Source organism: Micromonospora sp. NPDC023737 (assembly GCF_040639715.1).
Lineage (GTDB): Bacteria > Actinomycetota > Actinomycetes > Mycobacteriales > Micromonosporaceae > Micromonospora.
The window spans coordinates 238178-263942 of sequence record NZ_JBFAAL010000007.1 but is presented as its reverse complement, the minus strand read 5'-3'; the positions used below and the strand labels follow the sequence as shown (position 1 = coordinate 263942).

21 protein-coding genes are annotated in these 25765 nt (G+C 70.1%); 8 read left to right on the top strand and 13 right to left on the bottom strand.

Annotation, left to right across the window (positions count from 1 at the left end; translation table 11 throughout):
* Nucleotides 1-47: 47 nt before the first annotated feature.
* Nucleotides 48-1376: an alpha/beta hydrolase gene (locus tag AB0F98_RS18225; RefSeq protein WP_357736423.1), complete on the bottom strand. Its 1329-nt coding sequence runs from the start codon at nt 1374-1376 to the stop codon at nt 48-50.
* A gap of 190 nt (nt 1377-1566) precedes the next feature.
* On the opposite strand from AB0F98_RS18225, the gene AB0F98_RS18220 reads away from it, so the two are divergent.
* Nucleotides 1567-1998, top strand: coding sequence for a VOC family protein (locus AB0F98_RS18220; protein WP_357736419.1), 432 nt, complete (start codon nt 1567-1569; stop codon nt 1996-1998).
* A 184-nt stretch (nt 1999-2182) separates the two neighbouring features.
* Here AB0F98_RS18220 and AB0F98_RS18215 read toward each other — a convergent pair whose 3' ends face one another.
* The 5 genes from AB0F98_RS18215 to AB0F98_RS18195 form a co-directional block, all read right to left on the bottom strand.
* A complete protein-coding gene (locus tag AB0F98_RS18215) occupies nt 2183-3517 on the bottom strand; it encodes a glycoside hydrolase family 18 protein (RefSeq protein ID WP_357736416.1) in 1335 nt (444 codons plus the stop codon).
* 114 nt (nt 3518-3631) lie between these two features.
* Complete coding sequence (locus AB0F98_RS18210; protein ID WP_357736413.1) at nt 3632-4951, bottom strand: cytochrome P450; 1320 nt, start codon at nt 4949-4951, stop codon at nt 3632-3634.
* The gene (locus AB0F98_RS18205) at nt 4948-5703 is read right to left on the bottom strand and encodes an alpha/beta hydrolase (RefSeq protein WP_357736410.1); all 756 of its coding nucleotides are present in this window, start codon (nt 5701-5703) and stop codon (nt 4948-4950) included. The genes AB0F98_RS18210 and AB0F98_RS18205 overlap by 4 nt, the downstream gene beginning before the upstream one ends.
* A 283-nt stretch (nt 5704-5986) precedes the next feature.
* Nucleotides 5987-7027, bottom strand: a complete 1041-nt coding sequence (locus tag AB0F98_RS18200; RefSeq protein ID WP_357736407.1) for an aldo/keto reductase — start codon at nt 7025-7027, stop codon at nt 5987-5989.
* 188 nt (nt 7028-7215) lie between these two features.
* The gene (locus AB0F98_RS18195; RefSeq protein WP_357736404.1) at nt 7216-9495 is read right to left on the bottom strand and encodes a hypothetical protein; all 2280 of its coding nucleotides are present in this window, start codon (nt 9493-9495) and stop codon (nt 7216-7218) included.
* 387 nt (nt 9496-9882) lie between these two features.
* Here AB0F98_RS18195 and AB0F98_RS18190 point away from each other — a divergent pair, with 387 nt between their 5' ends.
* Nucleotides 9883-11280 (top strand): FAD-dependent oxidoreductase, encoded by a 1398-nt coding sequence (locus AB0F98_RS18190; protein WP_357736401.1) that lies wholly within the window; start codon nt 9883-9885, stop codon nt 11278-11280.
* Nucleotides 11281-11329: 49 nt separating this feature from the next.
* Here AB0F98_RS18190 and AB0F98_RS18185 read toward each other — a convergent pair whose 3' ends face one another.
* Together AB0F98_RS18185 and AB0F98_RS18180 are read right to left on the bottom strand one after the other, a co-directional pair.
* Nucleotides 11330-11962 carry a hypothetical protein gene (locus AB0F98_RS18185; protein WP_357736397.1) on the bottom strand — a complete coding sequence of 211 codons (633 nt, stop codon included), beginning with the start codon at nt 11960-11962 and terminating at the stop codon, nt 11330-11332.
* Nucleotides 11963-12076: 114 nt separating this feature from the next.
* Nucleotides 12077-13000, bottom strand: a complete 924-nt coding sequence (locus AB0F98_RS18180) for a LysR family transcriptional regulator (protein WP_357736394.1) — start codon at nt 12998-13000, stop codon at nt 12077-12079.
* Nucleotides 13001-13132: 132 nt separating this feature from the next.
* On the opposite strand from AB0F98_RS18180, the gene AB0F98_RS18175 reads away from it, so the two are divergent.
* The 6 genes from AB0F98_RS18175 to AB0F98_RS18150 all read left to right on the top strand — a co-directional run bounded on the left by AB0F98_RS18175 (nt 13133) and on the right by AB0F98_RS18150 (nt 19257).
* On the top strand, nt 13133-13834 hold the full coding sequence (locus AB0F98_RS18175; protein WP_357736391.1) for a type 1 glutamine amidotransferase domain-containing protein: 702 nt from the start codon (nt 13133-13135) through the stop codon (nt 13832-13834).
* 107 nt (nt 13835-13941) lie between these two features.
* Entirely contained in the window at nt 13942-15462 is a 1521-nt protein-coding gene (locus tag AB0F98_RS18170) for an MFS transporter (protein ID WP_357736387.1), read from the top strand.
* A gap of 10 nt (nt 15463-15472) precedes the next feature.
* Nucleotides 15473-16267 (top strand): SDR family NAD(P)-dependent oxidoreductase, encoded by a 795-nt coding sequence (locus AB0F98_RS18165; RefSeq protein WP_357736384.1) that lies wholly within the window; start codon nt 15473-15475, stop codon nt 16265-16267.
* A gap of 90 nt (nt 16268-16357) precedes the next feature.
* A complete protein-coding gene (locus AB0F98_RS18160; protein WP_357736381.1) occupies nt 16358-17311 on the top strand; it encodes an NAD(P)/FAD-dependent oxidoreductase in 954 nt (317 codons plus the stop codon).
* Nucleotides 17312-17328: 17 nt separating this feature from the next.
* Nucleotides 17329-18414, top strand: coding sequence for an alkene reductase (locus tag AB0F98_RS18155; RefSeq protein ID WP_357736378.1), 1086 nt, complete (start codon nt 17329-17331; stop codon nt 18412-18414).
* A 204-nt stretch (nt 18415-18618) separates the two neighbouring features.
* Nucleotides 18619-19257 (top strand): hypothetical protein, encoded by a 639-nt coding sequence (locus AB0F98_RS18150; RefSeq protein WP_357736375.1) that lies wholly within the window; start codon nt 18619-18621, stop codon nt 19255-19257.
* A gap of 97 nt (nt 19258-19354) precedes the next feature.
* Here the strand turns inward: AB0F98_RS18150 and AB0F98_RS18145 are convergent, their stop codons facing one another.
* The 5 genes from AB0F98_RS18145 to AB0F98_RS18125 form a co-directional block, all read right to left on the bottom strand.
* Complete coding sequence (locus AB0F98_RS18145; RefSeq protein ID WP_357736372.1) at nt 19355-20338, bottom strand: LacI family DNA-binding transcriptional regulator; 984 nt, start codon at nt 20336-20338, stop codon at nt 19355-19357.
* A gap of 163 nt (nt 20339-20501) precedes the next feature.
* On the bottom strand, nt 20502-22007 hold the full coding sequence (araA, locus tag AB0F98_RS18140) for an L-arabinose isomerase (protein ID WP_357736368.1): 1506 nt from the start codon (nt 22005-22007) through the stop codon (nt 20502-20504).
* A 16-nt stretch (nt 22008-22023) separates the two neighbouring features.
* Complete coding sequence (gene yjfF / locus AB0F98_RS18135; RefSeq protein ID WP_357736365.1) at nt 22024-23034, bottom strand: galactofuranose ABC transporter, permease protein YjfF; 1011 nt, start codon at nt 23032-23034, stop codon at nt 22024-22026.
* Complete coding sequence (locus tag AB0F98_RS18130) at nt 23031-24104, bottom strand: ABC transporter permease (RefSeq protein ID WP_357736614.1); 1074 nt, start codon at nt 24102-24104, stop codon at nt 23031-23033. Before AB0F98_RS18130 ends, yjfF begins: the two co-directional genes overlap by 4 nt.
* A 73-nt stretch (nt 24105-24177) precedes the next feature.
* Entirely contained in the window at nt 24178-25725 is a 1548-nt protein-coding gene (locus AB0F98_RS18125; protein ID WP_357736362.1) for a sugar ABC transporter ATP-binding protein, read from the bottom strand.
* Nucleotides 25726-25765 lie beyond the last annotated feature (40 nt).

Here is a 25765-nt window from a genome sequence, read left to right as displayed (position 1 = left end):
CCGTTCCCCGTCAGGGCTCGGCCAGCTGGCCGAGCCCTGACGCGCGGTCAGAAGTCATCGACGTTCAACGTCACCCGGTGCTCGCTCGACTTCCAGTTCGGCACGTTGATCATGTCGAACCCGCCGCCGCGTTGGTCTACCGCGACCGACACGAGGCCGAGGTGGGCGGGCGCGGCCGGAATGAACACGTCCATCCCGGTCATGAAGGTCTGGCTGAAGAACTCGGGCAGGGGAGCGGTCAGGTCGGTGACGCGGTCGCTGCCGTCGTCGAACGCGAAGATCCCGATCGTCCGCTTGGCGCGCGGCGTGTTCGCGGCGTTCAGGATGTCGCGGCCGTTGATCCATAGCTTGTCTCCGGCATCGCCCTGGTCGCCCCACCACTCCTTCTGGCGCTGGATGGTCAGCGCGGTGTGCCGGTCGCTGGTGTCGATCAGCGCGCTGAGACCCTCGCCCGGCCGGCTGGTGAGCAGGCGTACGAACGCATCGGATCGCAGGAACGGCTGGAAGTAGAAGTGGTGCGTCGGCGCGTCGGTCCGCACGATCGCGAACTCGTACCGGGCCGTGGCGAGCACCGGGACCGGACCGAACGACCCGTCGCCGGCCAGGGACAGCCGGTGCGCCGGACGGTTGGAGAGTCGACGACCCGTCAGCGAGCTGACCGGATAGACCTCGAGCGTCGCGTCGGTGACGCCGACGTTGCTGGGGAAGAGCACCGCGCGGCCGGAGACCCGGGCGGTGCCGAGGAGTTGCGGGACGATCCGCGTCGTGTGCGGATCCCGGCCCCGGAAGAAGCGGAAGATCTCCCGGAACGACTCCGCCGACGACACTGTCTGGGTGTGGGACTGCTCCGGGAAGTACACGTTGGTCGCGCCCGCGATGGTCCGGGCCGGGTCGCCCTCGCCCCAGATCGCGAGCGTGGGCACCCCGCCCGGCGGTGCCGCCGCGGTGCGTCCGTCCAGGTTGACGTAGTGCGCCACGCGGCCGGCGCGCGCCGGTGAGCTGCCGAGGTAACCCTGCATGACGAAGGTGCCCAGGCTGTGTGCGAGCAGGTCCACCTTGTCTGCGCCGGTGGCGGTCAGCAGCCTCTCGATCCGGGCGTCCAGCTCGGCGTAGATCTGGGGCAGGATCGTGGCGACGTTGGGTGAGTCGTACTCCTGCGCCTCGATGATGTCGATCGGGTAGCCGTTGCTGGCCAGGCGCTTGGCCTGCGTCTGGAACTGGGATGCCGATCCGGCGCTGCCGTGCACGAAGACCACGGGACGGTACGACGTGCCGGCGCTGGCGCCGGCGGCGGGCGGAGCGGTGGTGACGGACAGACCTGCCGCGACCGCGATCCCGGCCAGCAGGGCGAGTATCCGGCGGCGAACTGTGTGCATACGTCCTCCATCAGTCGACGGGGTTTTTGCACCGTGAGCGCAAGTATCGTGACAGAAGACGGCGGTCGATCCAACCCTTCCTCCGGCTACGCCCGATGGCGGAGGATGGCGGAACAGGCGGGGAATCGACCCCACCTCGATGCGTGACAGGGCGTTGACAGCAAGCCCTTCCGAGAGAGGACCAGCTCACGTGACCACCCTCAACTCGCCCATCCCGCGGTTCCACCTGGCCATGCCCGTCGACGACCTCGACGCCGCCCGCCACTTCTACGGGAAGGTCATCGGGTGCGAGCAGGGACGCAGCTCAGAGACCTGGATCGACTGGGACCTGCGCGGCCACCAGTTCGTGACCCACCTCGCTCCCGGACGTGGACCGGCGGCGCACAACCAGGTCGACGGCCACGACGTGCCCGTGCCGCACTTCGGTCTCCTGCTGACCATCCCGGAGTTCCACGACCTCGCCGAGCGGCTACGGGCCGCCGGTACGACCTTCGTCATCGAGCCCTACCTGCGGTTCGCCGGACAGCCGGGGGAGCAGTGGACGATGTTCCTCCTGGATCCGGCCGGGAACGCCCTGGAGTTCAAGGCGTTCGCCGATGACTCCCAGGTGTTCGCCACCTGAGGATCGCGCACGTCGGCAGTCGCGGCCGTACCGGTTCTGCCCGGGGTCGGGGGTCGTGCGGGCCACGGAAGACAGATGGAAGTCAGCTGCGCGGCGCACCGCCGACCGAACCACCGGCCCGGGCCGACCGAGGGGATCGGTCGGCGCGGGCCGATGGGGGGCGTCGATCGTCCGGGTGCAGGTGCTACCTGCCCGCCAACCCGAGGCCGATCGTCCTGGTCAACGTGGCGTTGTCGTCGTCGCCGTCCAGCGACCAGATCATCGCCCCGGCCAGGCCGGCCCGCCGGACGTACAGCATCTTCTGCAGGACGACGGCGGGATCGTCGTACGTCCAGAACGTCGTACCGTCGAACAACCAGGCGTGCCCGCCGCGCAGGTCGCGGTGGAGCGTGTAGCCGTCGCCGGTCAGCGTCTTGAGCCGCCGGTAGTCCTCGTACCCGGCCTCGAAGGTGGCCGGCGCGGGCCCCGTCGCGGCCTGGAAGAGTCCGTCCCCGCCGCCGGTGACGCCGGTCCAGCCCCGCCCGTAGTACGGCACGCCGAGGACCAGCTTCCCGCGCGGCGCGCCGCGGGCGATCCAGCCGTCGATCGCCACCTCGGCGGAGAAGTCCGGGTCGTCCGGCGCGCCCGCCGGCACCCGCAGCGCCGACTGCTGGTTGGTCACCGGATCCCATCCGCCGTGGAAGTCGTAGCCCTGCACGGTGGCGAAGTCCAGGTATCGGAAGATCTTCCGGCCCTCGTATCCGGCGTCCATCGTCGCCGGGTTGGCCGGCAGGAAGGCGGTCAGCTGGTAGTGCTTGCGGGTCTGCCGGCCGTACGCGTCGAGCTGCCGGCGGAACTCGGCGAGCAGCTTGGTGAAGTTCTGCCGGTCCTCGGGGCGGATCACGTTGCCGGGTTCACCCGGCCAGTTCGGCCACTCCCAGTCCAGATCGATGCCGTCGAACACCCCGGCGGCGGCACCCGGCCCGCCGCTGCCGCCGTCCAGGATGGGAAGGTTGCCCTTGAGGTAGAGGTCGATGCAGGAGGCGACGAACGCCTTGCGGGAGGCGTCGGTGCGGGCGGCGTTCGAGAAGTACGTCGACCAGCTCCAGCCGCCCAGCGAGATCAGCACCTTCAGGTCGGGATGCTTGGCCTTGAGCTTGGCCAACTGGCCGAAGTTGCCGTTCAGGGGTTCCCCCCAGGCATCGGCGACGCCGTCGACGCTCTCCTCCGCCGGGACGGGACGCTGGTAGTCGGCCCAGGCGTCTCCTTCGCCCGGCCCGCCGTCCACGTAGCAGCGGCCGTCCTCACTCACGTTGCCGAAGGCGTAGTTGACGTGGGTGAGTTGACTCGCCGCACCGGAGGCGTCGAGCTTGCCGACCGTGTAGGCCCGGTCGTAGATGCCCCACTGGGTGAAGTAGCCCACCCGGAGGTAACCGGCACGGTCGTGCGGTTTTCCGCCTGCGCTCGCGGCGGTCGGTGGGCCGGCGGTGATCAGCATGGTCGCCAGGGCGACGAGGGCGGTGAGACGGAATGTTCGCATGGCACTCCCAAAGGATTGCGCGAGATTCAGTAAAGAACCCTTCCTGATCGAAGAAGTTAAACGGATCACACTCCGCGGTCAAGCGTTGACATCCCGCGCTCGCGGGCGCTGCCGTCACCGGCGCCGCCAATGAATCGGTAGCCGCTTCACACCGCGCTGGAAGTTCGAGCGCAGACAGTCGGGTGCGCCCGCATACGAGACGCTGACCGTGCGCGCCAGCAGCGCCTCCAACAGCGCGCGCACCTGGCACCGGGCCAGGTGCGCACCGAGACAGAAGTGCGGGCCGTGACCGAAGACGAGGTGCGGATTGGGATGCCGCGTGAGGTCGAGCCGGTCCGGCTGGGCGAACATCCGCTCGTCGCGGTTCGCGGACGTGAACGACACCACCACCTTGTCACCGGCCCGCACCGGTACGCCGGCGATGGTGGTGTCCTCGGTGGCGGTGCGCCGGAACACCATCACCGGCGTCCACCAGCGCAGCAACTCGTCGACGGTGGTGTCGAACAGGGCCGGTTCCCGGCGCAGCCGCTCCATCTGCGCCGGGTGCTCCAGCAGGGCGATCATCGCGCCCGGCAGGCCGTTGCGGACCGTCTCGTTCCCGGCCACGGCGAACAGCCAGAACATGTTCTCGAACTCCTCCGTCGAAAGCTGCTCGTCCCCCTGCCGCGCCAGCAGGATGGACATGACGTCCCGCCCGGGACCGAGGCGCTTCGACTCGGCCAGCAGGTGCGCGTACGCGTAGAGATCCGCCATCCCGGTCCGGGTGCGCGGATCTGGCATCCGCCCATCGGGGCCCGGTGCCGGCCGGTGCCGCAACGCCGCACGCGCCGCCTCGGTGCCGTCCTGCGGGTCGAACGTGGCCGACACCGCGTAGTCCGGATCCTGAAAGCCGATCACCCGGTTCGACCAGTCGTACAGCAACCAGCGGTCGGGCTCCGGCACCCCGAGAACGTCCGCGAGGGTGAGCAGCGGCAGGTCCGCCGCTAGGTCGCGGGCGAAGTCGCAGACACCCTCGTCCGCAGCGCCGAGCGCACGCTCGACGAGCAGCACCGCGTTCGCCCGGATCGCCGTCTCCACGGCGGCGACCGCTCGCGGAGTGAACGACCGGGCGACCGGCCGGCGCAGGCGCCCGTGCTCCGGCGGATCCATGTTGAGCATCATGCGGCGGACGTAGTCGAGATCCTCACCGGTGGCCGGGTCGCGGATCTGGGTGGCGCCGAGCCAGGACGAGAACAGCCGCGGCTGCCGGAGCACGTCCGTCACGTCGGCGTGCCGGAGCACCAGCCAGAAGCCGGGCCCGCCGGGCAGCCCGAGCAGCGGCGGTTCCTCGACCCACACCACCGGACTGGTCGCGCGCAGTGCGGCGAGCAGTCCGTACGGGACGCCGTCGACGTAGGTGCGGGGGTCGACCAGCGGCGTCGGGTCGGCGGTCACTGCCCGAGAAAGTCCTCGATCACGGTGGCCAACCGCACCGGTGACTCGTACATGGCGTAGTGCCCGGCGTTCGCGAGCACCTCCAGCCGGGCGTTGGGATAGTGGCGCATCCAGGTCTCACGCATCGTGTCGGCGCCCAGTGCCGGATCCTGCTCGCCCACGATCGCGAGCGCCGGAACCGGATTGCCCTTCACCTCGTCCGTGAAGTCCGTCCGCGCCCAAGCCGTGAGGTACGCGCCGAACGCCTCGCGGTCGGAGTTCTCGACGGAGAACCGGACCATCTCATCCAGCCAGCGGCCGGAAAGCCGGTTGCCGGTGGTGAGGTCGATGATGGCGCGACGGTTGGCCGGGTCGGCGGCCGCGCCGTCGAACAGCGCCCAGCTCTGCAGGTCGAAGGGAACCCCGCCGGCCGGCACGGGGCTGATACCGACGAGGCGTTCCACGCGTCCCGGCGCGTCTGCGAGCACCCGCTGCGCCGCGCTCCCGCCCATGGAGTGCCCGACCACCGAGAAGGTGGTCCAGCGCAGGGAGTCGGTGAGATCCAGGGCGTCGCGGGAAATCTCGGCGATGCTGTATTCGCCGGTGACCTCGCAGCGCTCGCCGTACCCCCGGTAGTCCAGGAACGCCCAGGTGAAGCGCTCGGTGTCGAGCAGCTCCGGCAGCCACCCCCAGCCACGGGCGGACCCGAACCAACCGTGCAGGGCCAGCACCTTGTGTGGCCCACGACCGACGCTGATGTGGTTGATCGTCATGATGGCGAACCCTTCCGCTGCTACGGGCCTATGACGGGACCTGGTGCGTGGAAGCGACCGTAGTGCCCCTGGCGACCGATCGGAAGGGAGTCGTCGCCCGCTGTACAGACCTTGGCTCCGGCGTCGGACATCGCCCGGTTACGACGCCCGTGGCCGCCGGTCGAGCCGCTCGGGCCGAGCGGGCGCGCCGGGGCGTCCGCTCGATCGACGTCGAAGAGCCGGATCGGAGCCCCACCCGGGGTCCGATCCGGCTCTTCAGTGCGCGTTCGGCAGTGCGGCGGCGCTACGCCTGGTTGGCAGCCGGGATCCGGACCGGCCCGAAGCTCTCCTGGATCCAGTTCGGGTAGGCGGTCCGCGGACGGCTCACCGCGTCGAGTTCGGCGAGGTCCTGTTCGGTCAGGGTCAGCTCGCTGGCGGCGAGGTTGTCGGTGAGCTGGTCCAGCCGGCGGGCACCGACGATGACGCTGGTGATCGCCCGTTGGGCGAGCACCCAGGCGATCGCGACCCGGGCGGGGCTCACCTCGTGCCGAGCGGCGACGGCCCGCACCACGTCGACGATCTGGTGGCCCTTCTCCTCGTCGAACTGGACGAAGTCGCCACCGACCTGGCTGCGGCGGGAGACCTCTTCACTGTCGGTGCTGCCCGGCTTGAACTTCCCGGAGAGGAAACCACCGGCGAGCGGGCTCCACACCGTCAGACCCACCCCCTCGTCCTCGGCCATCGGCACCAGGTCGCGCTCGGCGTCGCGGGACACCAGCGAGTAGTGGATCTGGTTGGCGACGAACCGGGCCCGGTCCTGCCGTGCGGAGATGCCCAGCGCCTTGCTGACCTGCCAGGCCGCGAGGTTGGAGCTGGCGATGTAGCGCACCTTGCCCTGCCGTACCGCGTCGTCGAGGGCGGCCAGCGTCTCCTCCATCGGCGTCAGCTGGTCGTAGTTGTGGATGTGGTACACGTCGATGTAGTCGGTCTGCAGTCGGCGCAGGCTGTCCTCCAGCGCGCGCATCACGTGCAGGCGGGTGAGGCCCTGATCGTTGGGCCCCGGGCCGACCGGGGCGAGCAGCTTGGTGGCGAGCACGATGTCCCGCCGTCGGTTGTGGATCGCCCGGCCCAGCATCTCCTCGCTCTCACCGTCGGAGTAGACGTCGGCCGTGTCGATGAAGTTCACTCCGGCGTCGAGGGCCGCGCCGAGCATCCGGTCGAGATCCTCCTGCCCGAGCGCGCCGAGCTTGTCGTACACCGGGTGGCCCTTGCCGCCGAACGTCATCGTTCCGAGCGAGATCTCGGAGACCCACACGCCGGTACGCCCCAAAAGACGGTATTTCACCCTTGCTCCTATTGATCAGGTTGCCGCGCGGATTGCCAGCCACTTCCGGTGAGCGGCCCGGACACGATGTCGGACACGCTGTCCGGAGGACATGCTACACGGAGCCAGGGTCGAGCTCGGAAACCGACAAAGACTCACATAATGGCGGAAATGGGGTGTATCGGGTCAGGCCGGAGCGGGCTTCCCCGTCACCGGGTTCGCCGCTCGTAGGTGGCCGCGAGCCGATCCTGAAGGTCGGCGTGCCGGAACTGGTACACGGCTCCCACCTGGCGTAGCAGCCCCAGGCGGTGGCTGTCCTCCATGAAGCCCATCAGCCGCCACGGCAGCCGTCTGCTGACGAACAAGTGGCACTTGGCGACCACATACGTGACGCTGGGCTGCCGAGAAGCGGTTGCGACACTCAGCCCGATGGAAAGCCCGAACGAGACTCCGTAAGCCGCCCCGAAGGGAACGCCGAACGAAACGCCGACACCTACCACGGTCGCGGCCAGGACGAGCGCGGCCGACGCGAGGTCCCAACGCAGGGTGAAGGCTGGAGACGCCCGATGAGGAACGGCCAGCGGCCGCCGGGCCCACTCCCGCAACCCGAAGGCGATACCGAAGGACACTCCCACCGCGAGGGCGCCGGTGATGCCCACCTTCATGGCAGCGGTGAACCCGATACCGATGCTGAAGGCGAGCCCGATCGTGACGCCGAGCAGGAGCCCGGCGACGGTACCGACCGTCGTCCCGATAAGCATGTACCTGACCAGGGCCCGGACCCGTCCCCGCAGGCGCAGGTTGGCGTACGCCGGCGCCTCCATCCGCAAGCCGGCGATCAGGCCTACGGTGCCCGCGGCGAGAAGCGCGATGGTGAGCCCGAGCGCAAGCGCGAAGGCAACGCGGGCGGTGAGTCCGACCAGCGTGCCGGCCGCGATGCCGGCGCCCAGCCCTACCGACATGCACAGCGCGAAGAGCGGGACGATTCGTTGCGCGCGCCGGAACCATGGCAAGCTCGCGTAACTCGGGTCCTCGACGCTGGGTCTGACCGCGAGTCCGGCCGTGAAGCCACTGCTGGTGCCGGCGGTGAGTCCGACAACGAGCCCGACGTCGAGTCCGAAGGCCGGCGTGCTGGCCAATCCGACGGTGAGGCCGCCCAGGACCCCGCCGAACAGCCCCGAAACCACTCGCCGCTGACGTCGGAAGATGGCGTACTGCAGCCACCACCACGACAGATCCCTGACGCTCCTCCTGCTGAGCTGCACGGCGAGGTAGCGCAACCATTCCTGCGCCTTCTGCCAGTCCCAGGACCGCCGCGGCCGGAACAGGTCGTCGGCGTGCTCGTCCTTGGTCTGGGCGGGCCGCCGGGTGGCGAATGTTGCCTCGACCAGGTTGTCGATGAGGTGGTGGGTGATGGATTGCGGTGTGGGAAACGACACCGGGTCCGTCAGCAGAGCGGGATCTTGCCCGGCGCTCACGTACACGGCCCGGAAGAGCCACAGGTTCAGCGGCGTCGACAGCGCGGTGGCGAGCGGCCCGGTGGGGTGCAGGTACAGGTGGTTCATGAGCGTGCGCCAGGCTTCGGTGCCGGCCTTGGCTGGGCTCAGACAGTCATGCAGGTACTTCCGGACGTACGCTGCCGCCAGCTGGCTGGGGCTGATCACCATGGCGCGACTGAGCACATCGGCCCGGGTCTCGACGGCAGCCCGGTATTCGTCCGTCCGGCAGGTGACGATGACCTGATCCGCATCGGTCATCTGGGCGTTCAACTCGGCCAGGATCTGGGGGCGGGCCTCTTCCGACACCTCGTCCATGCCATCCAGCACGGGCAGGATCCGCCGGCTTCGCACCAGTCCTACGGCGGCACTGCCGCCGTAGGCGGGAAGTCGAAGTAGTGGATAGTCCTGGGCCACCTTGCTGCTGAGCCAGAGGTGGAAGGGCTCCACTCTCGGATCCCACGTCGAGAGGGAGAAGAGCACCGGCACCGGCTCGCCCGGGCGGCGGTCCGTCAACAGTTGGCGGAGCAGGAGCACGGCAAGGGAGGTCTTGCCGGTGCCGCCACCGCCCACGATCACCAGTCGCCGTGGGTGGAGGCGGCGGAAATTCTCGGTGAGTGCGGGGACGTCATCGGTACGCCCGGTGAACCGGACGTCGGAGCCGCCCAAGTTGCTGAGGTGATCCATCAACTCGGGTTCGGCCATCCGCCAGTGGACCGCAAGTGGCGTGGGATGGTCGAGTTGCCGGAGCGCGGCCTCGTCACGCCACTGGGCGAGCACCACCTCGGCCAATTTCCGCTGAGCGTCGTCGAGCTGATCCGACGTGGAGAGCGTCGATGACAACGTGCCGCGCACCCACCTGATCAGTGATGGAGCGGCGGTCAGCAGGGCCGCCGCGCCGCTGACGATGGCGACGACCGAACCTGTGGCCTCCAGGACTACCCGGTTCCGCCAGAGCCAGAGCATTGCTCCGGCCAGTCCAGCCACGATCACGATGATGATGATCTGTCTGGTCCGACGAGCCATCAGAACTATTTCCCCGGCCCGTGCCTCAGCCGCTGGTTGGCGGACGGACTCTCGTAGCGCGTCACCCAGCCGGCGAAGCCATGGTGCGCAACCGACCCCCGGATGCGTCGAGGCACATGCATAGACCATCCCCGTGTACGCCGATCAGCCCTCCTGGCCGATCATCGCATCGACCATCCTCCTACAAGGACGCCCCCGCGTGGGGCCCGAGCGATGCCGCGCAAGCGCTGCGGCGTCCCGCCCGGCACGAGAGCCGGACGCACGGGTGGGAGGATCGCCACCCGGTGAACATGAAGTCCGCAGCCCGCTGGAAGAATGCGATAGCGCGACGCCCTCGCACCCATGGAGAACACGATGTCATCCTCTCCGGCCCGGATCTTCGCCGAGCTGAACGCGGTACGGCCGCCGGAATCGGCGCGTCCGGTCATGGACCGGGCCGTCGTGATCGGCGGTAGCGTCGCGGGGCTGCTGGCCGCTCGGGTGTTGTCGGACTACGCGGAGAGCGTCGTCATCATCGATCGTGACGACCTGCACGCGACCGGCGCGCGGCCCGGGGTGCCGCAGGGAACCCAGCTCCACGCGCTGCTGCCCGGCGGGTTCCTCCAGCTCGAACTACTGTTTCCCGGCTTTCGCGAGCAGGCCGTGGCGCAGGGGGCGATCGATTCTCCGCCGCCGAGCAGGCGCAACTACCTCGACGGCCGCGTGAAGGTCGTCGTACCCGACGACGCCGACAGCCTGGCGGGCACCCGACCCTTCCTGGAGGGGCTGATCCGCCGGCGAGTGCTCGCGCTGCCCAACGTCCGGACCATGGTCGCCCGCGCGGTGGGTCTCGTCTTCGAGGGGGCCGCGACCACGGGAGTCAGGGTTGACGTCGACGGGACACCCGGCGTCGAGTCCGCCGACCTCGTCGTGGACGCCATGGGGCGGTCGAGCCGGCTCTCCGACTGGCTCCAGCAGGCCGGCTGGGACCGGCCGGTCACCCGACGGATGACGGTCAACCTCAACTACGCGACGGCGATGTTCCGGCGACGCGAGACCAACCCGCAGCCCGCGCTCGTCCTGGCCCTGCACAGTCCCGGGTTGTCCTCGGACGTGGCTGGTGCCGCGTTCTTCGCCGTCGAGGACGACCGGTGGATGGCCATGATGGCAGGCTACGGCGACAACCGTCCGGGGCGTACCGCGGCGGACTTCGTGCGCCGGATGCGCGAGCAGTTCCCGCCGGAGTTCGGCGAGGTCGCCGGGAACGAACTGCTCGGCGACGTCCAGACGTACCACCACGCCGACAGCCGGCGGCGGGACTTTCACGCGCTGACCCGATTCCCCGCCCGACTCGTCAGCGTCGGCGACGCGGTGGCGTCGTTCAACCCGGTCTACGGGCAGGGCATCACCGCCGCGACCCTGCACGCCGCCTGCCTGTCGACGTACCTGCGATCGAAGCCCGACCTCAGCGTGCCCGCCCGGGAGTTCCTCGCCCTGCAGAAGGTCGTGGTCGATGCCGCCTGGTCGACGTCGACCTCCGCCGACCTCGCGTTGCCGCACGTCGACGGCCCGTACCCGCGTGCGTACCGGCTCCGCAGCTGGGTCAGCAGGCAGATCGTCGCGGCGACCGTCACGGACGTGGGTGTCGCGCGGCGGTTCAACCAGGTCGTCTCCATGCGTGCGCACCCGAACTCGTTGATCACGCCCGGGGTGATTCTGGGGGCCCTGCGAGCGAACCGCCGGGCTCGCTCCGCGGATCAGCGGGCCCGCTGAGCGAACCGGCGGGCTCGCCCAGCGGACCCCGGCGGGCTCGATGCGCGGATCAGCGGAGCGAGACGTACGCCAGTGGCAGCGCGGTGTGCTGGCCCTCCCAGGACCCGGTCAGCCGGCTCCCCGGCAGGCCGCTGTGCTCACCGAGCCGCCGGGGCACGGTCAGCTCGACGGATCCGCAGACGATCCGGATCAGCTCGCCGTCCTCGACCTTGTCGATCGAGCCGACCGGGGGGACGGCGACCAGTCGGGGGCCGTCGGCGGCGATCGCCATGCTCGGTGCCCGCACCTCACGCCGGCCGTCCACCTCGAAGTACTCCTCGGACTGCCCCGTACCGGTGAGGACAGCCGTCGCCAGGGCGGCGCCGTAGACCGGGTCACCGCAGGCGTCGTACACCCAGCGGCGGCCCAGCACCGAATGCTCCATCGTGCCGACGAGCCACCCCTGCGCACCGTCCAGCGGAGCGTCGCGGTAGGTCAACGGCACCTGGTGGATCGGCCCGGCACCGGCGCGCACCAGCAGGGTCTCGATCCCGACCTGGCCCGCCGGGTCGTCGAAGCGGTATGAAGCGACCCGTTCGGGGGCGACGTCCGCCTCGCCCTGGAACCAGGGGCGGCCGGGTAGCCAGGCGGCCAGGAGCTCGAGCTTCGTGGGGCGCACTTCCGCCCGGTGCAGCAATGCCATGTCGTGGATCATAGGGATGGCCGGCACAGGGCGGCGGCCGGCTGAACGGCGGCGCAGCCGGGCGGCCCGCCAGGTAGCCCTGCCCAGCCGCACCGACCGCGGCGATGCCGCAGGTCACCACGCGCGAGCGGCCTGCCGGATCGCGTCGCGGACCCTGGCCACCTCCGGACGAAGTGTGGCGTTCGCGCGTTGCGCGATGAACCCGGTGTTGATGGGTGGATCGGCCGGCTCGAGCAGGGCGAGCAGGGCACCCGTACGCAGTTCGTCGGCGCAGAGGTAGCGCGGCAGCACCGTGACGCCGGCGCCCGCCACGGCGGCGGCCAGCACGCTGCGGAGATCGGGCACCACCAGTGCGGGTTGCACGGTCAGGCGCTCCCGGAAGACGTGGCGCCAGTAGCGGCGCAGGATCGGCACGTCCTCCGCGTAGCTGATCAGCGGTACGCCGTCGAGAGCCCCCACGTCGTCAGTGCCGAGAGGCCCGACGCGAGCGTGCCACTCCGGTGCCCCGACCAGGACGAACTCCTCATCCATCAGCGGCGCCGCCAGGACGGACCGTCCGCGCGGTCGGACGGCGGACAGCACGAGGTCGAACCGCCCGGTGCGCAATCCGTCGAGCAGGTCGTCGGCCAGCCCCGGGGTCACATGTAGTCGTACGCCCTGAGCGACGAGCGGAGCGAGGACCGGCATGATCCGGACGGCCAACATCTCCGCGGGGCCGCCCAGGTGCACCGGCTCGATGGGGGCCGCGGCGTCGCGGTTTGCCACCATCGCCAGTTCGTCCATCGGCGCCGAGATCCGCGCGGCCAGGTCGTTGGCGACGGCAGTCGGCACGACCCCGCGGGGCAGACGCTCGAACAGTTGACGATCGAGCTGCTGTTCGAGCGCGCGGATCTGGCCGGTCACGGTCGGCTGCGCGAGCCCGAGACGACGGGCGGCCTCGGTCAGGGAACCGGCCCGGTAGACGGCCAGGAAGGTACGCAGCTGGGTGAGATCGAGCGGTCTGCCGGCCGCCGAGCCATAGGAATTTCTGGGGGCCATGCCGGTAATCCTATTGGTTATCCGAGCGCACGCCTGCCTACCGTCGGCTCCGTGAACAGGCGTGAGACACCGTCGCGCCGACCCGCAACTCCTCCGGACGCGAAGTTCGGAAACGACCAACGGAGCGATGAAGTGGCAAAGATCTTGTTCGTCATGACGGGTGCCGACCACTGGACGCTGGCCGACGGCGAGCGGCATCCCACGGGCTTCTGGGCAGAGGAGTTCGCGGCGCCGTACCGCGCGCTCACCGAGGTCGGGCACGAGGTGACCGTCGCCACGCCGGGTGGGGTGGTCCCGACCGTCGACCGGGTCAGCCTGGCCCCCGAGTTCAACGGCGGCGAGCAAGGCGCCGCGGCCGTCGCCGCGTTGCTCGACGGCGCGACGGAGCTCCGTCGACCGGTGGCCCTGGCCGACGTCGACCCGGCCCACTACGCGGCGGTGTTCTATCCCGGCGGGCACGGCCCCATGGAGGACCTCTCCGCCGACCGCGAGTCCGCCCGGGTGATCACCGAGACCCTGGGCTCCGGCCGGCCGCTGGCGTTGGTGTGCCACGGCGTGGCGGCCCTGCTGGCGACCGAGGACGCCGACGGCGTCTCGCCGCTGCGCGGCTACCAGGTCACCGGTTTCACCAAGGCCGAGGAGGCCCGGACCGGGCTTGCCGAGCGGGCCAGGTGGCTGCTGCAGGACCGCCTGGTCGCGCTCGGTGTGCACTTCACCGAGGCTCCGGCGTGGTCGTCGCACGTCGTGACCGACCGCAACCTGCTGACCGGCCAGAACCCCGGTTCCTCCGCCGAGCTGGCCACCGCCCTGCTCGGACGGCTCGGCACGGTCTGACCGTCCGCCACGCTGCGACACACCCCACCACCGGCCGCTGGGTGAGGACGCCCCTCGGGCACCTCACCCGGCGGGCCGGACCCTCAAGTCACGGAAGCCCGCAATCGATGACAGCTGACGTACCTCCGAACACCCGGCTCCCGATGCCGGTCCTCGTCGCCGTCCTGGGACTCGGCGCTGTGGTCGTGTCCATGATGCAGACCCTCGTGGTGCCGGTCCTCGGCCTCATCCAGCAGGATCTGCGCGTCTCCACGACGGACGCGACGTGGCTCACCACCGCCACCCTTCTCGCGGCGGCGGTCTGCGCGCCATTGGCCGGACGACTGGGCGACCAGTACGGCGCCCGTCGGGTGCTGCTCGCCGTGCTGGCACTGACCGTCGCCGGGTCGGTCGTCGCCGCCGTCTCCAGCACACTCCCATGGTTGATCGTCGGGAGGGCGATGCAGGGGATCTCCACCGCGATATTTCCGCTCGCGCAGTCGGTCCTGCGCCACGGACTGCCCGCCCGTCGGCTGCCGGCGGCGATGGGAGCCGTCAGCGGCGCCCTGGCCATCGGCAACGGCGTCGCGCTCGCCAGCGCGGGACTGCTCGGCCGGGTGTCCACCTCGGACTACCACCTGGTCTTCTGGCTGGCCGCGATCGTCTCCGGGCTCGCGCTCGCCGCCACCGCCATGGTGGTACCCGCCACCGCCGCGTCCGGCGCACGGCGTACGGACTGGCTCGGGGCAGCGCTCCTGGCGGTCTTCCTCGTGCTGCTTCTGTTGCCGCTGTCCCGAGGCGCCGACTGGGGCTGGTCGTCGCCGCGGACCCTCGGCTGCCTCGGCGGAGCCCTGCTGCTGGGCGCCGTCTGGGTGGACGTCGAACGTCGACGACCCGACCCGGTGGTGAACCTGCGCATCGTCGCCCGCCCCGCCGTGGCGCTCGCCAACCTGGCCGGATTCCTGTTGGGATTCGCGATGTTCATGCAGTTCATCGGCGTATCGGCCGTGGTTCAGATTCCTGCCGCCCCCGCCGGGTACGGCCTGGGGGCCAACGTGTCGCAGGCCGCGATCGAATACCTCCTGCCGCCGGCCGTGGCCTCGCTGTTCGCCGCCCGGGTCGCGGGCGCGCTGACGCGGCGGGTGGGCGCCCGCCGCACGCTCGCGGCCGGCAGCGCAACCGGGGTGGCCGGCTTCGCGCTGCTGGCCGCCGTCCACAGCGGGGCCGCCGGCGTACTCGTCGGTGGCGTGCTGGTCGGCATCGCGGTCAGCTTCGGGTTCGCCGCACTGCCCGCCGTCCTGCTCGATGCCGTTCCCCTGACGCAGACCGCCGCGGCCAACGGCGTCAACTCCGTCTTCCGCTCGGTCGGCAGTTCGGTCGCCAGCGCGCTGCTGGGCGTACTGCTCGCCACCAGCGCCTCCGCGAACAGCCCGGCCGCCCCACCGGCCGAGAGCCGCTTCACGCTCGCCTTCGCGCTCGCGAGCGCGGCGTTCGCGCTCGTGACCGCCCTCGCGTTGCTCCGGCGGCACCGGCACACCGGGACCGCGTCACCGGACGCCGCTCCCGGCGCGCCGTCGACCGCCACCGGTGTCGGCCCGCTCGCCGCACGAACCGGCCACCCCACGACAACCGCGACCACTCACCAGTAAGGACAGGAACATGTCAACGATTTTGATCACCGGCGCCTCCGACGGACTGGGCCGGGCCCTGGCCGAAGACCTCGCGGCGGACGGCCGGCACCAACTCCTGCTGCACGGCCGCGACGCCGACCGGCTCGCGCAGGTCGCGCGGGCCACCGGTGGTGTACCGCTGCGAGCCGATCTCTCCTCGCTCGCCGAGGTGAAACGCCTCGCCGCGCGGGTCAGCCGGGCGTACGACCGGTTGGACGTCCTCGTCAACAACGCCGGCGTCGGCTTCCACGTGAACGGCACGGCACGTCGGCTCTCCCGGGACGGCTACGAACTGCGTCTCGCGGTCAACTACCTCGCTCCGGTGCTGCTCACCCGGGAACTGCTGCCACTGCTGCACCAGGCCTCGACGGCCCGGGTGGTGAACGTGGCCTCGGTCGGCCAACAACCGATCGACTTCGACGACCCGCAGTTCGAACACGACTTCCACGAGCCGGTCGCCTACAGCCGCTCCAAGCTCGCGCTGATCTGCCACACCATGGACCTGGCCGACGAACTCGCGGGCACCGGTGTCACCGTGAACAGCGTCCACCCGGCCTCGTACATGCCGACGAGCATGTCGACCCGCTCCGGCATGGATTTCGTCGACAGCCTGGAGAAGGGCGTGTCCGCCGTGCGGCGGCTGGTCGACGGAGCCGAGGTGGCCGGCGTGACCGGCCGCTACTTCGACAGCGGGCAGGAGGCGCGCGCCGCCGCGGAGGCGTACGAGCCCGACTACCGGCGGCGGCTAGGCGCGCTGACCCGTGATCTGCTGGCCGGTTTCTGACCGGCCGCCGTACGCCGGCCGGAAACTCGACCTTTGCCGATATCGCAACTTCATTTGCGATCCCGGTCGTGCTGACGCACCGTGGGGCGCATGAATCAGATTCCTTGGGATACGGCGGTGATCGGTGGAGGCAGCGCCGGGCTGAGCGCCGCCCTGATGCTCGGCCGAGCGCGTCGCCGCGTCGTCGTCATCGACGGCGGGTCGCCACGTAACAGGTTCGCCGCACACATGCACGGCGTGCTCGGACACGACGGCAAGCCACCGGCAGAGCTGCTGGCCGACGGTCGACGCGAAGTCGAGTCGTACGGCGGGAAGATCATGAACACCACCGCACGGCTGACGCGCCGCGAGGGCGACGGGTTCGCCGTCGAGACCACCGACGGCGAGGTCGTACGGGCCCGCAAGCTGCTGGTCGCGACCGGGGCCCGCGACGAGCTTCCCGAACTCGACGGCCTGGTCGAACGATGGGGACGAGGCGTCGCGGTGTGCCCCTACTGCGACGGATACGAGGTTCGTGACCAGCGGATCGGCATCCTCGCGACCGGCCCGGGAAGCGAGTTCCAGGCGCAACTGTTGCGGCAGTGGTCCTCGTCGATCATCTACCTGGCGGACGCCGTCGGTGTGCCCGAGGGCGAGACGCGTTCGGCGTTCGACGCCCGCGGCATTCGCGTCGAGGAGGGACCGGTACGGCGCGTCGTCTCGGGTGACGACCGGGTCGTCGGGGTGGAGATGGCCGATGGCCGGATCGTCGCGCTCGACGCCATCTTCACCATTCCGCGTCTGGTACCCCTCGACGAGCCCCTGCGGCAGCTCGGCGCGGAGCGGACGGAGCACCCGTGGGGCTCCTTCGCGACCGTCGACGGGAACGGACAGACCAGCGTCGACGGCGTCTGGGCAGCCGGAAACGTGGTCAACGCCATGGCGAACGTCGCCATCTCGATAGGGGCCGGCGCGCTCGCCGCCGGAGCGATCAACCACGCGTTGATCCTCGACGACATCCGCCTCGCCACCTCCGCCGAGCCGTCACCCATCCAGCACCCCTGACCAAAAAGGCAACGAAAATGGACCTGTTCACACCAACCACCCTGGGCGCCCTGACTCTGAAGAACCGGCTGGTCATGGCACCCATGACCCGGCTCCGCGCCGACGCCGCGGGAGTGCCGACCGACCTCCAGGGCGAGTACTACGCCCAGCGTGCCGGCTTCGGCCTGGTGGTCACCGAGGGCGTCTATCCGAGCCACGAGTCACGCGCCTACCCGTACCAGCCCGGCATCGTCACTCGGCAGCACCGCGACGGCTGGCGACACGTCGCCGACACCGTGCACGCCGGCGGCGGCACCATCGTCGTGCAACTCATGCACGCCGGACGCGTCTCGCACCTCAGCGTCACCGGAACCGAACGCATCGTCGCGCCCAGCGGCATCGCGCTCACCGGCGACGTGCACACCGCTCACGGCAAGCGGCCCTATCCCACGCCGCACGCGCTCGCGCCGTCCGAACTGCCCGTCGTACGCGACGAGTTCGTGGCCGCGGCCCAGCGAGCGGTCGACGCCGGACTCGACGGTGTCGAGCTGCACGCCGGCAACGGATACCTGCTGCACCAGTTCCTCGCGCCCAGCGCGAACCACCGCACCGACGAATACGGTGGTGACCCGCAGGCACGAGCCCGCTTCGTCATCGAGGTCGTGTCGGCTGTGGCCGAGCAGATCGGCGGATCCCGGCTCGGCATCCGGCTGTCGCCCGCGGTCAACATCCAGGGAGCACTGGAAACCGATCCCACCGACGTACGCGCGACGTACGACGCACTCGCCGACGGGCTCGCGCCGCTGGGCCTCGCGTACCTCAGCGTGGTGCATGTGGAACCGGCGTCGGCGCTCGTCCAGCGGCTGCGTGCCCGCGTGGGCGCGCCACTCGTCGTCAACACCGGATTCTCCGTGCCCAGCACCAGGAAAGACTCGGCGGCGATGATCGCGGAGGGCGTCGCCGACGCGGTAGCCGTCGGACGTCCGGCGATCGCGAACCCCGATCTCGTCGAGCGCTGGCGCCACGACCTGCCCGAGACCCAGCCGGACCCCACGACGTTCTACACCGGAGGCGCCGCAGGCTACACCGACTACCCGTCCTGGCACGCCTCCGCGCTGACCTGAGTTCACCGCCTTCCCCAGGCGAGGCCATCGAGGCGAGGCGGCATCGGACGGGGGAGTGGGAACTGCTCCGGCGGCGCGGAAACCCGACGAGCGATCCGGACCGCCGGGGCAGCGGCCCGGGCGCCCCTCCGGGAGAACCCTGGAGCCGTTCTCCGGGAATCCTCCGGTGTTGAACGCAGCATCCGAACGGCGACCATCGGATACGTGGTCAAACGTTGGCGTCAACTCACCGTGTGGTTGCACATCCTGACGTCGGTGGGATGGATGGCGCAGGCCATGGCGCTCTGCGTGCTCCTCGGCGTAGGCCTCGCCGCGGAGAGTCTCGCCGTCCGCGACGCCGCCACATCAATGGCGCAACAGATCGACGGCCGCCTGCTCGCCCCGATGGCCGGCGTATCGGCCTGCACCGGCATCGTCCTGGCGGCCGCCACCCCATGGGGGTTTTTCATCCATTGGTGGGTCCTGGTCAAGTTCGCCATCAGCATGGTGCAGGTGTACCTGGGCATCTTCGTGCTGTCGCCGAGGCTGACGGACGCGTTGACCGTGGGACCCTCGTCGCGCCTGGTCATCGGGACGGCGCTGATGGCGAGCGCGATCGCGTTCCAGGGCTGGGTCTCGGTACGCAAACCGTGGGGCACCGTTCGCGGGGGTCGCCGGGCAACGGCGGGCACAGGACCACGGTGGATCTTCATCGCCACGGTCCTGGGTGGGCTGGCCGAGCTGACGCTCGCCTTCGTGCTCGGTCACCCGATGCCGCTGTTCTCCCTGATCCTGATCATCATCGTGCTGTCGTGCCGGCCGCGCTGGTCCGGCTTTCGTCGGCTGCGACCGGCCCGGGCGTAAGCCCGACCGGTCGAGGCTGCGCCCGGAATCATCAGACCGCGGGCGGTGCCCGGCGCGACCCCGGTCATGGAAGGGCGGAACGGCCGAAGCGCCTCGGTCAGGACGTGCCGCCGCTGCTGGCCCGGACCACGAGCGTCGGCTCCACGGGGGACAGGTTCGATCCCTCCGCCGAGCCGTCCAGCAGATCCAGCAGCGCCGCGACACACCGGCGGCCGACCTCGTCGAAGTCCTGACGCACCGTGGTCAGGGGTGGGGTGAAGTACTCCGCCTCGGGAATGTCGTCGAACCCGACCACACTGATGTCGTCCGGAACCCGTACGCCCTGCTGATGCAGGGCACGGAGCAGACCGAGCGCCTGGTGGTCGTTGGCGCAGAAGATCGCGGTGGCGTCCCGCCGCTCGGCGAGGGACTGCCCGATCTCGTAACCCGCCCGGGGGCTCCAGTCGCCGGTGATGGCCGGTGGAACCCGCCGGCCGGCGGTTTCGAGGGCCAACCGCCAACCCTCGAGGCGGTCGCGGGCCTCCAGCCAGTCCCGCGGGCCGGTGATGTGCACGACCGTCTCGTGCCCGAGCGCGAGGAGGTGCTCGACGGCCAGCCGGGCACCGGCCACCTGATCGACCGAGACGCTCGGCAACTCGCTGCCGCCACTGGGCTCGACGAGCACGGCGGGCACGCCGGTGGGCAGGCCATGCATCGCGACGGCGGCGCTGACCATCGGGGCGATGAGGACGACGCCGGCCACCGACTGCGAGCTCAGGGCGTCGATGGCGGCCGCCACCCCCGACCGGTCCAGCCGTTCCAGGGTGACGATGTTGATGCCGTAGCCGGCGGCACGTGCGGCTCGCTCGATGCCGAGCAGGGTGGCGGCCGGGCCGTAGAGGATGGTGTCGAAGCTGACCACCCCGATGACCTTCGAACGTCGCGCGGCCAGGCCCCGGGCCAGGGCGTTGGGGCGGTAGTTGAGCTGGTGTACGGCGCGCAGTACCCGCTCGCGGGTTTCCTGGCGGACGCTCGGATGGTTGTTCAGAACCCGGGACACCGTCTGGTGCGAGACGCCGGCGAGCCGTGCGACATCGCTCATGACCGCGGCACGAGCAGCCGGCTGATGTTGCATTTTCATGTCCCCCTCATGGTCATCGTAGCCCCGCCGCCGGAGACGAAACGACCTCCTGCCTGGGACGGAGCCCGTCGGTGCGCCCTGACACGAGAGCGCACCGACGGGTGATCGACGCCGGCGGATCGGCTTAGAACCCCTTGGCCAGCCGGTAGTAGGCCTGGTTCCAGCGGATCTCGTTCGCGAGTCGTCGAGGGGTCGTCTCCGCGTCGATGACGAGGAGTTCGGTGCCGTTCATCTCGGCCAGGTCGTACAGCTCCTCGGTGCCGACGGCCTGCGAGAGGACCGTGTGGTGCGGTGCGCCGGCCGTGAGCCAGGCCTCCGCCGAGGTGGCGAGATCCGGACGGGGCCGCCACACCGCACGGGCCACGGGCAGCTTCGGCAGCGGCTGCGGGGGAGCGACGACGTCGATCTCGTTGGCCACCAGGCGGAACCGTTCGCCCATGTCGGCCAGCCCCAGCACCACACCCGGACCCGGCTGGGCGTCGAAGACCAGCCGTACCGGATCCTCGCGCCCGCCGATGCTCAGCGGATGGATCTCCACGTTCGGCGTCGCGGCGGCGATGCTCGGGCAGACCTCGAGCATGTGGGCGCCGAGCACGAGTTCCCCGCCCGGTTTGAGGTCGTAGGTGTAGTCCTCCATGAAGGAGGTGCCGCCGGTGGTGCCCACCGACATGGCCTTCAGCGTGTGCACGAGCACCGAGGTCTTCCAGTCGCCCTCGCCGCCGAAGCCGTACCCGTCGGCCATCAGCCGCTGCACGGCGATGCCGGGCAACTGACGTAGTCCACCGAGGTCCTCGAAGTTGGTGGTGAAGGCGTGGAATCCACCGTCGGTGAGGAACTGCCGCAACCCGGCCTCGATGCGGGCGGCGTAGCGGAGCGATTCGTGCCGTTCACCATCGGGCCGCAGCACCGGGTCGAGCCGGTAACTGTCCTCGTACTCCTTGACCAGTTCGTCGATCCGCGCGTCGGGGACGGCGTCGACGGCGCTCACGAGGTCGTTCACCCCGTACGTGTTGACCGAGACACCGAACCTCAGCTCCGCCTCGACCTTGTCACCCTCGGTCACCGCAACGTCACGCATGTTGTCGCCGAAGCGGGCCAGCCGCAGTGACCTCATCGCCGCGTACCCGATCGCGGCCCGGGTCCACGCCGCGATCCGCGAGACGACCTGTGGGTTGCTGACGTGTCCGGCTACCGTCTTGCGGGCGACGCCGAGCCGGCTCTGCACGTACCCGAACTCACGGTCGCCGTGGGCGGCCTGGTTGAGGTTCATGAAGTCCATGTCGATGTCGGACCACGGCAGCTCCACGTTCGCCTGCGTGTGCAGGTGCAGCAGGGGAGTGCGCAGGGCGTCCAGTCCGGAGATCCACATCTTCGCCGGCGAGAAGGTGTGCATCCACGCGATGACCCCGACGGCGCCCTGGACCGCCGCGTCGCGGCAGACGGCCAGGATCTCCGCGCTGGAGGTCAGTACGGGCTTCCAGACCACCCGGGCCGGGATGCCGGGGTCGGCGTCGAGCTGCGCGGCGATCTGCTGGGACTGGGCGGCCACCTGGCGCAGGGTCTCCGGGCCGTAGAGACCCTGACTGCCGGTGAGGAACCAGACCTCGGGGGCCGGTGAGGGGCGAGTCATGCGGTTTGCCTTCCGATCAGCGGGTGGAGAACGACTTCTTGCGGAAGCCGAGGAGGCGTTGGAGCACGATGAACGCGAACAGCAGGCCACCGATCACGATCTTGGTCCACCACGAGTTGAGGGTGCCGTCGAAGGTGATCAGGGTCTGGATCACGCCGAGCACCAGCACGCCGAGCACGGTGCCCAGGACGTAGCCGGCGCCGCCGATGAGCAGCGTGCCGCCGATGACCACGGCGGCGATCGCGTCCAGCTCCATGCCGACGGCGATCAGCGGGGCCCCGGAGAGGGTGTAGAAGGACAACAGGATGCCGCCGATCGCCGAGCAGAGGCCACTGATGGTGTAGACGGCGATCCGGGTGCGTCCCACCGGCAGCCCCATCAGCAGCGCGGACTGCTGGTTGCCACCGATCGCGTACACGTTGCGGCCCAGCCGGGTGTACGCGAGCGTGTATGCGGCCACCGCGACCACCAGGAGTGTGATCAGGACGCTCACGGTCACGAAGTTGTCGCCGATCCGGATCCGTTCCTGCGCGGCGCTGGTCCAGAAGCCGTCCGTGATGGGGATGGACGACGAGCTGATCCAGGTGCACAGGCCCCGGGCGAAGAACATGCCGGCCAGGGTGACGATGAAGGGCTGGATCTCGAAGAAGTGGATGACGCAGCCCATCACGAAACCGAGCGTCGGGCCGATCAGCAACGCGATCAGCAGGACCAGCGCGGGTGGCAGTCCGTCGCGTAGCAGCGCGGCGGAGACCATCGCGGTCATGGCCACCACCGAGCCGACCGACAGGTCGATGCCGCCGGTCAGGATCACGAAGGTCATGCCGACCGCGACGACGAGCAGGAACCCGTTGTCGATGAAGACGTTGAAGATGACCTGGATGTTCGAGAAGGCCCGGTACTGCGAGACGCCGATGCCGTACATCACCAGGAGCAGGCCGAGACTGACCAACACCGGTAGCTGTCGGCGGGGCAGCCGCCACCGTGTCGTGCGGTGCGGCCGCTCGGACAGTTGCGTGGTGCTCATGCCGCCACCTGCTCCTTCCTCTGCTCGCCGGCCGGAGCGGCCGGCGACCCTGCGGTGGTACGCCGACGCCGGAACTTGGCGCGGAAGGCGGGAGCCTGGATCAGGCACACCGCGATCACGACCATCGCCTTGAACAGCAGGGCGGTCTGCGGGTCGATGTTCATGGCGTAGACGGAGGTGGTCAGGGTCTGGATGAGCAGCGCGCCGACCACCGTGCCACCGAGGTAGAACCGGCCGCCGGCCAGCGAGGTGCCCCCGATGACCACGGCGAGGATCGCGTCGAGCTCGACCCACAGGCCCGCGGCGTTGCCGTCGGCGCTGGACACGTTCGCGGTCATCATGAATCCCGCCACGGCGGCGCACACGGCGCTCACCACGTACACGAGAAGCTTGATCCGCCGCGCGCGGATACCCGCCAGCCGGCTGGCCTCGGCGTTGCCGCCGACCGCCTCGATGATCATTCCGAGCGCGGTGCGCCGGGTCAGTACGGCCACCAGCAGCGTCACCGCGAGGGCGAGGACGATCGCGAACGGCAGGGTCAGCACGTGCCCGACGCCGATCATCCGGTACGGATCGCTGTTCACCGTGATGATCTGACCCGAGGTGATCAGCTGGGCCAGTCCTCGTCCCGCGACCATCAGGATCAGGGTCGCGATGATCGGTTGAATGCCGATGACCGCGACGAGTGTCCCGTTCCAGATGCCGAGGAGCAGGGCGATGCCGACCGCCATGGCCAGGGCGACCAGCACGCCACCGAGGCTGTTCTGATCCGGCTGCCGGCTGATGTGCAGGCAGGCCATCGCCCCGCTGACCGCGACCACCGACCCGACGGACAGGTCGATCCCGCCGGTGGCGATCACGAGGGTCATGCCCAGAGCGACCAGGATGAGCGGAGCGCTGAGCCGCAAGATGTCGATGAGGCTGCCGTAAAGGTGGCCGTTCTTGATTTCGACGGCCAGGAAGCTCGGCCGGTAGACCACGTTCGCGGCCAGTAGCAGCACGAGCACCACGACCGGCCAGAACAGCCGGTGACCGGTGACGGCCGGCAGGCGTGTCCGCCAACTGCTCATCCGCGTACCCCCTCCCCGCTCGACGCCGCCTGGCGGTGTCGACGCGCCGTGCGTCTCGGCACGTTGGCTGCGTTCACTCATGCCTCGTCCCGTCCTTCTGTTCCGCGCCGCCGGCGATGACGCGCATGATGCGATCGGCGTCGAGGCTGTCGTCGTTGGCGAGTTCGGTGACCAGCTGCCGGTCACGCATCACGGCGACCTTGTGGCTGAGTCGCAGCACCTCCTCCAGCTCGGCGGAGATGAACAGCACCGCCATGCCGCCGTCGGAGAGCTCAACCACCAGGCGCTGGATCTCCGCCTTGGCGCCGATGTCGATGCCACGGGTCGGCTCGTCGAGGATCAGCAGGCGCGGCTCCGTGATCAGCCACCGGGCGAGCACCACCTTCTGCTGGTTTCCGCCGGACAGGTTGCGTACGGGCATCTCCGGATCGGCCGGGCGGATGCTGAGCGCTTCGATGTAGCGCTGGACCAGTTCGTCCTGCCGGCGGCGCGGCACCGGCCGCAGCCAGCCGCGAGCGGCCTGCAGCGCCAGGATGATGTTCTCCCGCACCGACAGTTCGCCGACGAGGCCCTCGGTGCGGCGGTTCTCCGAGCAGAACGCGATGTTCCGTTCGATGGCGGCGATCGGGCCGCGGATGCTGACGGGACGTCCGTCCACCGCGAGCCGACCGCGGTCGGCCCGGTCGGCGCCGAAGAACAGCCGGGCGGCCTCGGTACGTCCGGAGCCCAGCAGCCCGGCCATACCGACCACCTCGCCCCGGTGGATGGTCAGGCTGAACGGCTCGACCGACCCGGCTTTGCCGAGATCGGTCGCCTCGACGACCGGGGTGCCCGTCTCGACGGCGGCCAGGTCTCGCCCGGCCTGTTCGTCGAGTCGCTCCAACGCGTCGAGCTCCTTGCCGATCATCTTCTCCACCAGGGCGAGCTGCGGCAGCTCGGCGGTGGGGTACTCGCCGACGAGACGCCCGTTGCGCAGCACCGTGATCCGGTCGGCGATCTCGTAGACCTGGTCGAGGAAGTGCGTGACAAAGACGATGGCGATGCCCTCGTCGCGGAGCTGGCGCATGATGCGCATCAGCTGCCTCACCTCGTCGGCGTCCAGGCTGGAGGTGGGCTCGTCGAGGATCAGCACCCGCGCCTGCACGTCGACGGCCCGGGCGATCGCCACCATCTGCTGCACGGCGAGCGACTGGTTCCCGAGCAGCTCGCCGACGTCGAGGTCGAGGTTGAGGCGGGCGAGCAGGGTGGAAGCGCGGCGGCGCATGTCGCGCCACCTGACCGCGCCGAGCCGGCGCGGCTGGCGGCCGATGAAGATGTTCTCCGCCACGGAGAGGTTCGGGCAGAGGTTGACCTCCTGGTAGACGGTGCTCACGCCGGCTTCGGTGGCCTGCATGGGGCCGGAGAAGGAGACCGGCCGGCCGTCGAGGGTGATGGTGCCGGTGTCGTGGCCGTACACACCGGTCAACACCTTGATGAGGGTGGACTTGCCGGCACCGTTCTCGCCCATCAGGGCGTGCACCTCGCCGGGGAACAGGCGGAAGTCGACACCGTCGAGGGCCCGGACCCCGGGGAAGAACTTGCTGATCGCGGTCATCGTCAGGACCGGACGCGTATCCGACATCCCACCAGACCTTTCGTGATTGTCGTCAGGTGTGCGGCCG